7 protein-coding genes and 1 pseudogene are annotated in these 6,000 nt (G+C 36.5%); 5 read left to right on the top strand and 3 right to left on the bottom strand.

Features of this window, described 5'->3' with window-relative positions:
* Together F948_RS15830 and F948_RS01685 are read right to left on the bottom strand one after the other, a co-directional pair.
* Positions 1–122, bottom strand: a 122-nt coding sequence (locus tag F948_RS15830; RefSeq protein ID WP_004959253.1) for a DUF4372 domain-containing protein, incomplete at its 3' end; no start/stop codon positions are given.
* Between the two features lie 157 nt (positions 123–279).
* Complete coding sequence (locus tag F948_RS01685; RefSeq protein ID WP_004959250.1) at positions 280–993, bottom strand: FadR/GntR family transcriptional regulator; 714 nt, start codon at positions 991–993, stop codon at positions 280–282.
* A gap of 165 nt (positions 994–1,158) precedes the next feature.
* Between F948_RS01685 and alc the strand changes: the two genes are divergently transcribed.
* Both alc and F948_RS01675 read left to right on the top strand, forming a co-directional pair.
* Positions 1,159–2,163 (top strand): allantoicase, encoded by a 1,005-nt coding sequence (gene alc, locus F948_RS01680; protein ID WP_004959248.1) that lies wholly within the window; start codon positions 1,159–1,161, stop codon positions 2,161–2,163.
* 255 nt (positions 2,164–2,418) lie between these two features.
* A complete protein-coding gene (locus F948_RS01675; RefSeq protein ID WP_004959246.1) occupies positions 2,419–2,925 on the top strand; it encodes an ureidoglycolate lyase in 507 nt (168 codons plus the stop codon).
* 211 nt (positions 2,926–3,136) lie between these two features.
* Here the strand turns inward: F948_RS01675 and F948_RS16840 are convergent.
* Positions 3,137–3,956 (bottom strand): IS5 family transposase gene (locus F948_RS16840; protein ID WP_409360447.1). Its coding sequence is split into 2 segments (ribosomal slippage): positions 3,137–3,572 and positions 3,571–3,956, totalling 822 coding nucleotides; the frame shifts between segments, so codons are not numbered across the junction.
* 88 nt (positions 3,957–4,044) lie between these two features.
* Between F948_RS16840 and F948_RS01660 the strand changes: the two are divergent.
* From F948_RS01660 to F948_RS01650, 3 genes and pseudogenes are all read left to right on the top strand, one after another.
* Positions 4,045–4,455 (top strand): annotated as a pseudogene (locus F948_RS01660) (aromatic ring-hydroxylating dioxygenase subunit alpha); the annotation flags it as partial.
* A gap of 148 nt (positions 4,456–4,603) precedes the next feature.
* The gene (gene hutC / locus F948_RS01655; protein WP_004959231.1) at positions 4,604–5,356 is read left to right on the top strand and encodes a histidine utilization repressor; all 753 of its coding nucleotides are present in this window, start codon (positions 4,604–4,606) and stop codon (positions 5,354–5,356) included.
* Entirely contained in the window at positions 5,353–5,934 is a 582-nt protein-coding gene (locus tag F948_RS01650; protein WP_004959229.1) for a HutD/Ves family protein, read from the top strand. The genes hutC and F948_RS01650 overlap by 4 nt, the downstream gene beginning before the upstream one ends.
* The last annotated feature ends 66 nt before the right edge of the window (positions 5,935–6,000 follow it).

Here is a 6,000-nt window from a genome sequence, read left to right as displayed (position 1 = left end):
TGATCCCAGCGGGTGGCTGATCTTAATTTTTGCCCAGAGTGGTGCAGTTTAGCCAGACGTTCAAAATCTTGTCTTAGAATGGGTTTGAGTAATTGATGAAATACGGTATTCTGATGTGACAAAACCTGAGTCCTTTATAGTTAAAGTGTTTGTTTGCACTCATATTTTAACTATTTAGACTCAGGTTTTTTTATTTAGAGCAAACTATGGGACAGTAGTGATGTGTATGGATATCTGATCCTAGATAAATGAATCAAAAATGAGAATTAAGACTGAGCTTTATGATTGCTCATGACGAGAAAAATAAACACCAGCACGTTGTGCAGCGCCAATAATGTGTGCCTGCATCGCTTTTTCAGCCGCTATAGCATCTTGTTTAAATAGCGCCTGTAAAATCGCATCATGTTCTTGAATGGTTTTGAATGCTAGATTAGGTTGAACGAAGGGAAGAATCTGACTTTTCTTAATCCATTCATTATGCATTTTAAGTGTTTGAATGATTGACTGATTATGACTTAATTCAATGATATGTTGGTGAAATGCATAATCACATTCAGAAGCAGCTTGCCAATTTTGTTCCAAAATTGCATTTGAGAGCGTTTCATAGTGTAGTTTTAAAGTTGATTTATCTTGTTCAGTTAGATATTCACATGCCAGCAAGGCGCAAAATCCTTCAAGCACATAGCGTAGTTGATAGAAATCTTTTAGAGAAATGCGATGTTCACCTTCCCATTGTTCGGCTGCTTTACTATGCTTTGAAATGACATAAACACCTTTACCAGCCTTGATTTCTAATAGACCTAAAGCAGCAAGGCGAGTTAAAGCCTCACGTAGAGAAGCGCGACTGATTCCTAACTGGGCAGCAAGATCACGTTGGGAAGGTAATGTAGAGTCAATTGCATAAGTACCTTCCTGAATACGTTGATGAATGACTTCCACCGCTTGCTCAGTCACTTGAGATGATTTTCCGTTGAGCATAGCTTGTGGACTCATATACATCGTTTCCTAGAAATAAAATGAACAATTTGATTCTACACAAAATTCATAAATTTAAATTGCTTCAAAGCTAAAATTAGATAATTATTTACAACAGGTCAGACCAGTTGGACTGGATTTTGCATAGAATGAACCATATGAAAATGTTTTTAGGATTGATCAATGACGGTGCATATTGCCAAAGTAGTAACTTTGCCTGATAACTTACAGGGTTTAACCAATTTAGCTGATGCGCGCATCGGCGCGAGCATTATGTCTTGTTCAGATGAGTTTTTTGCAAGTGCGGAACGAATGCTACAACCAGAACCTGCAAAATTTATTGAAGGTAAGTTTGATAATCATGGCAAATGGATGGATGGCTGGGAAACACGCCGTAAGCGCGAAGCTGGTTATGATTGGTGTATTGTTCGCTTAGGTGTAACTGGAAAAGTTTCAGGCTTTGATCTCGATACTTCTTTTTTCACGGGTAATTATCCTGCTTCTGCCTCAATAGAAGGGTGTTATGCACCTGATGATCAACTGGAAAATATTACTTGGATCCCACTGTTAGAAAACTCGGTTTTGTCTCCTGATCATCATCATTTTTTTAGTTGTGAAGTACATAAAATCACCCATATTCGACTTAACATTTTCCCTGATGGTGGTGTTGCTCGTTTACGTGTTTACGGAAATGTCCTACTGGAAAATATAGATTCAACCCAACAAATTGACCTGATTGGTTTGAAAAATGGTGGACGTATTGTTGCATTTAGTGATGCACATTACGGGCATCCGAATAACTTACTCAGCCCAGATCGTGGCATTAATATGGGAGATGGTTGGGAAACCAAGCGCCGCCGTGAGCCTGGTTTTGATTGGTGTGTTATTGCGTTAGGACAAACTGGGTACGTAGAAAAAATAGAAGTTGATACAGCACATTTTAAAGGTAATTTTCCTGCTTTTTGTTCGATCCAAGCCGCTTATGTTGAAGATGCTACAGATGCTCAGTTGATTCCACAAAGCATGTTTTGGCCTTTTGTATTAGAGCAACAACCATTATCAATGGATGCGATTCACTCATATATAGCTGAAATCTTGCAGCATCAAAAAGTGAACTATATTCGTGTCAATATGATTCCTGATGGTGGAATCAGTCGCATTCGTTTATGGGGAAAAATCACAGAATGAAATTGTTTCTTCAGTAATGAGCAAGGTCATATAAGTTTTGATAAAACAGATCATGTTTGAATTGGTATTTGCTTACTTTTGAAAGATCAAAAGTAACAAAAATCTTTTGTTAGGCTGATGGCACATCCTTGATGCCACAGCCTAACGGGCGGCATCCATGCCGCCTAGCTCGATAGCAAATGTTCATTATGCATTGGATTAGAGAAGAATAATCTACGAAGTTTCGTTCTGCTAAAATAAAGTGAAGTTCAATATATGAGAAAAAACATCCAAATTCAGCCTTTAACTCAAGAGAGTTTCTCCGCTTTTGGTGATGTGATTGAAAAAGAAAATCATGATTTCTTTGCGATTAACCAAGGTTTAACTCAGCGCTATAATGCATTATCAGTTGCTCAAATTAGTGGCGATAATACCGCTGTTGGTATGAGTATTTTTCATAATTTATGCGCAACAGAGATTCCGTTTAAAATAGACATGCTTGAACGTCATCCTCACGGTTCACAATCCTTCATTCCATTACAACAACAAAAATTTATCATCATCGTAGCGCTACCTTTGAATCACTTACAACCAGATGAACAGCAAATCTTTGCCTTTTTAAGTAATGGTAAGCAGGGGGTTACCTATCATCAAGGGGCTTGGCATCATCCATTAATTACCTTAGAAGCTAAAAGTGATTTTGTAGTGGTGGATCGTATTGGAGGTGGACAAAATTGTGATGTTCATCCTTTGGTTGTATCACGATGGGTTGTTGAATCATGATTAAGAGAAATGGATTCTGGGTATTTCTAGCGTAATTTTTTATTGATTTTTTTTAATTCTTCTTTTTTGTTATTCTTAGTGCATTGAAAATATGTATAGAACAACAGAACTATTAATTTTATATGTCTAAAAACCGTTATGCTTCTCCTGAAGCACTTGAGCAACAAACTAAACAAAAAAGCAGAATAAAATATTAGACCTCTTGCAAAAATCATTTTTTAACCAACTCCATGTTGTAAATTGCAGCAATTAAATTCAGACGTAAACCCATGCGTTTACGCCTATTTCGATAACGTGTAGCCAGAATTCTAAAGGTCTTTAATTTTCCATTGACGTGTTCAATTCGAATACGACGTTTACTAATTTCCCGATTTATTTGCTTCTGTAATAAAGTTAACGGCTTCTTTTTACTTGCCTTGAATGGCATCAGGCATTTTACCCCCAAACGATTTAAACCTAAATAACCTTTATCAATCAGCATAAAGGCTTGATATCTCTGCTTTTTACGTTGAGCCTTAAACAACTGGAAATCATGTGTACTCCCATGTGTAAGACCTAATGAAATAATCTGCATCGTTTCATAATGAATGATGAGTTGAGCTTTGATCGTATGTCGTTTTTTCTTACCGCTGTAGAATCTTTTCTGTTTTTTTTGGACGCTCAATTGTCATTTCAGTTGCATCGACAATAACAACATTCCAATCTATCCCTGCACCATGCGGTAGTTTCTTAGGTAAATGAAATTTATCAGATTTTATTAAAATATTTTCTATTTTATGAATAATTCTGGACGCAGTTGATTCGTGGATTCCATAACTCATAGCAACATGAAAGAGCGTGCGATATTCACGCCAATAACTTAGCGTCATTAACAGTTGGTCTTCAAGTGAAAGACTCGAAGGCCTACCTCGTTGAGTATTGACTTGGCTTGACTCTAATACTTCAAGCATTTCTAAAAAGGTTGAGGGTTGTATTCCAATCAGTCGTTTAAACTGACTATTTGATAGCATCTTTACTTTTTCATATTTCATGTACTCATGATAGTAGAACATGACTTTTTAATCTGGATAAAAAACAAACAAAACGTTGATCGTTTTTTGATTTTTGCAAGAAGTCTAATATGTCAGTAACGTCAGTAATTATCCGCATGGGATGCAACATTTAGCGCCTGATGATTTTCTTTGGGAGCGGATTTTTGATGTCTATCCACCTTTTTCAGCAGTATTGACGATTCATTTTCCGAATGATGGTGTGTTAAAGATTTTAAATGCTTATTGCCCAATCTCGCATAACAAAACTCGATTGTTTGTACCACTGACACGTAACTTTGATACTACTGGGGATTTGCAAGCTGTTTATGACTTTAATGCACAAATTTTTGCAGAAGATCAAGAAATGGTAGAGTCTCAAAAACCTGAAGAATTGCCTGTAGATATTACAATGGAAGCACATTTTGAAGCGGATCGTTCCTCGACCATGTATCGTCGTATATTGGCAGATTGGGGTTTGAGTAAGCGCTATACAGTTTAGGCTTATACAAGTTTAGAATTTTCAAAAATCAAGCAAATGAAATTCAACATTAATTTAATTTTAGACGTTTAATTGTATAAGCTTGTATATACAAATTGGCGATAATCTATATACAATAGCTCAAAGTATTGTGTATGAGTTTTAGTCAATGTCAAAAACATCCAAGCAATCCGATTTGGATTTATCACTCGGGGAAGACAGTCCTGTACCTTTGTATTTGCGTGTGAAACAAATGATTTCACAGAAAATCTACGAAGGCACATGGACAGTCAATAAAAAGATTCCATCCGAGAGTGAATTAGTAAATTTGCTTGGTTGTAGTCGTATGACAGTTAATCGTGCGTTGCGTGAGTTGCCCAGTGAGGGCTTGCTGGTACGCATACAAGGTGTAGGTTCATTTGTTGCAGAAGGACAAGGACGCACAGCTTTATTTCATGTGAATAATATTGCCGAAGAGATTATCGCCCGAAATCATAAACATCGTGCAGAAGTATTGGTGTTGGAACAAGTTCAAGCCAACACAGAGCAAAGCGTATTAATGCAGATGCGTGAGGGACAAAAGCTATTTCATTCGATTATTGTGCATTATGAAAATGACGTGCCTGTACAAATAGAAGATCGTTTAGTTGATCCAGTGCTGATACCAGATTACTTAGCACAAGACTTTACGGCGATTACACCAAATGCATATTTGATGTCAAAAGCACCTGTGACTGAGGGTGAGCATGTGGTTACAGCGATTTTAGCTTCGGCACAAGAATGTAAATGGTTGAAGATTAATAAGACAGAACCCTGCCTATTGATTCGCCGTCGTACATGGTCAAATAAACAACTGATTTCTAGTGCACGTTTGATTTATCCAGGTAGTCGTTATTATTTGGAAGGTAAATTTACGCAATGATTCAGCATCTAAGCTCAGCAGATTATAAATGCATGCTGTGGAAAAATGGTGCAGGCTATACAATTGAACTTGCTCGGAGTGAAGGGAGTAGCCTTGAGTTATTTGATTGGCGTATTTCCATGGCGGACGTCAAAACGTCTGGTTCGTTTTCCAAATTTGAATGTATGCAACGCTATTTGACGGTTTTGGAAGGTCAAGATATTTTGCTGAATATTGATCATCAAGTGAAGCATTTACAATATCTGGAATCGATAAAGTTCAGTGGAGAAAGTCAGGTTAGTTGTGAATTGCTCAATGGAAAGATTCGAGACTTTAATCTGATATATGATGCTAAAAAATTTCATGCAGATTATGAATGGATGTTCGAGTCTGCTGCTTCTGAAATAAAGAGTTCTGCTGATTTAATTTTTGTTTTTAATCAAAGTTTAGAACCTTTAGAAATTAAAATAAATGAATCTATTTTCTATCTGGAGCATCAAGAAAGTTTAATCATAAAAGATCGGAATTACTTGAAAAGTATTTCTTTTTGTAAGCAGGATAAAAAACAAGTTTGTGCGATTCGACTCACAAAAATTTAAATAATTAACACTTTTTTGAAACCCATACAATTTTTAGTTGTATGGGTTTTTTATGGTCTTAATAAA

Origin of the sequence: Acinetobacter junii CIP 64.5 (genome assembly GCF_000368765.1) — a bacterium.
In the GTDB taxonomy this organism is placed as follows: Bacteria; Pseudomonadota; Gammaproteobacteria; order Pseudomonadales; family Moraxellaceae; genus Acinetobacter; species Acinetobacter junii.
The sequence above is the reverse complement of the archived record's forward strand: the minus strand, read 5'-3'. Positions and strand labels throughout refer to the sequence as shown.